General features: G+C 42.2%; 1 protein-coding gene and 1 pseudogene. One reads left to right on the top strand and one right to left on the bottom strand.

Annotated elements, in window-relative coordinates; translation table 11 throughout:
- Positions 1-376: 376 nt before the first annotated feature.
- Positions 377-1,181: pseudogene (locus DW085_RS18670) on the top strand (helix-turn-helix transcriptional regulator).
- Between the two features lie 97 nt (positions 1,182-1,278).
- Here DW085_RS18670 and DW085_RS18665 read toward each other — a convergent pair.
- Entirely contained in the window at positions 1,279-1,794 is a 516-nt protein-coding gene (locus DW085_RS18665; protein ID WP_051395754.1) for a hypothetical protein, read from the bottom strand.
- Positions 1,795-1,859 lie beyond the last annotated feature (65 nt).

Below are 1,859 nucleotides of genomic sequence, written 5' to 3'. Positions count from 1 at the left end.
CCCCCTATCAGATTGTTGTGTTTCGGTATCATTTCGGTGTCAGTTCGCCAGTTCTCCCCGGTGTCGTTCCTCCCCTGAATCTCACAGCGGCGTATCGCTCCCTTTGGTACGCTCGTTTTGGTCAGGGTTCCTCCATATCCCTGCCAAAAGTCATGACGCTACATCGCCGGGGAAGCATATCCCACACAGGCTGGTCATTCGATTGGAATAATCCATCGATGAACTACCTGTATCATAGAACATTTTTGTGCCCTGTGCCGTATGTCCACAAAGTAGGAATTCGGGGTAAAAATCAGAAATTTCCACGATTGCGGAATTGATATGGTATAATCAATTCAACGGTTATAAATGTCGTTAGAAAGGGGGAACTGCTTCAATGAACGGAGCTACTACAATACAGGAACGGCTAAAAGATTTACGATTAAACAAAGGATAAAACTGGAAGAACTGGCTGAGCAAACGGGTATTTCAAAATCGGCTCTTGGCAGTTATGAAAAAGACGACTATAAGGAAATCAATCATGGCAACCTTATCCTGCTGGCAGATTTTTATGGGGTGTCCCTCGATTATCTCTTTTGCCGGACAGAGAACCGGGCGGAGATCAACACGCCATTAAGGGAGCTGCATTTGAGTGATGAGATGGTAGCACTTCTGAAAAGCGGTCGGATTAACAACCGTCTGCTGTGCGAACTTGCCACCCATAAGGACTTTATCAAGTTTCTTGCGGACATTGAGATTTATGTGGATGGGATTGCCACCATGCAGATTCAAAACCTCAACGCCCTTGTCGATACCGTCCGGCATGAAATCATTGAACGGTATCGCCCCGGCGAAGATGACCCCCATTTGAAAGTGTTGCAAGCCGCCCATATCAGTGATGATGAATATTTCAGTCACATGGTACGGGATGACCTCAACCTGATTATCCGGGATATTCGGGAAGCCCATAAAAAGGACAGCGAGAGTGCACCTCAGACCACCGTTGCCGATGAACTGAAAGAAAATCTGGAAGCGGTTGAAAATTTCAAGGCAGCCGTGATGAAAAGCTGGTTGTCCTTTACTGTAAGCAGCTTGGTATCAACTATAAAAATCTGTCAGATGAAGAATTTCGCTGGCTGATTCGGATTCTCAAAAAATCAAAGAAAATGGGAACGCCTATCAGCCAGAGGAAAAAACGATAAAGAAAAACCGCTGTTGCATGGTTTGTTGGCTTCCATGTAGCAGCGGTTTTTGCTGGGATTATTCAGTTGAATTTTTAGCACGACAAACTGGAATTTGTCAAAGAGGATTATTCCAATATTCCACAGTATTTCTATTTACATCATAAAAAGTAATATTACCCGCATTTATAGGCAAGACAATCGCAAAAGGTTTATTGCGGTCAATATCAACCACTTGAATTGTGTTGCCATCATCTATTTCAAGTTGTTGCACCTGCTGTTGATTCATAGAAATAAATGCTCGTTCATTATATCCCTCTACAGTAAACTCCACAATTCCTCTTTGAATCCCCGAAAGAGTTCCACCTCCACGGAAAAAATATCCGAAGGAAAGTCCTGGACGATTGACATAGACGGAAAAAGAATGGTCACTCAAATCCTGAGGGTAAGAAATATATGCAGCCATCGTGCTGGAAACGCTTCCATCGACCGTCCAATCATCCTTAATCTTCTGCGACGAACGAATATCTGCCTCCAGCTTAGATGAAGTCACGCCGATCTCATTGTTCGTATAAAGAAAACAAACAAATAAAATACAAGCAAGAACAACCCCTATCACAATTTTAAGAAATATTTTTTTTTATTATTTTTCATTTTTTAAACTATTTAATACTAATGTCTTTTATAATAGCTTTTCAT

Origin of the sequence: Clostridium sp. AF50-3, from assembly GCF_003477445.1 — a bacterium.
Taxonomy (GTDB): domain Bacteria; phylum Bacillota; class Clostridia; order Lachnospirales; family Lachnospiraceae; genus Otoolea; species Otoolea fessa.
The sequence above is the reverse complement of the archived record's forward strand: the minus strand, read 5'-3'. Positions and strand labels throughout refer to the sequence as shown.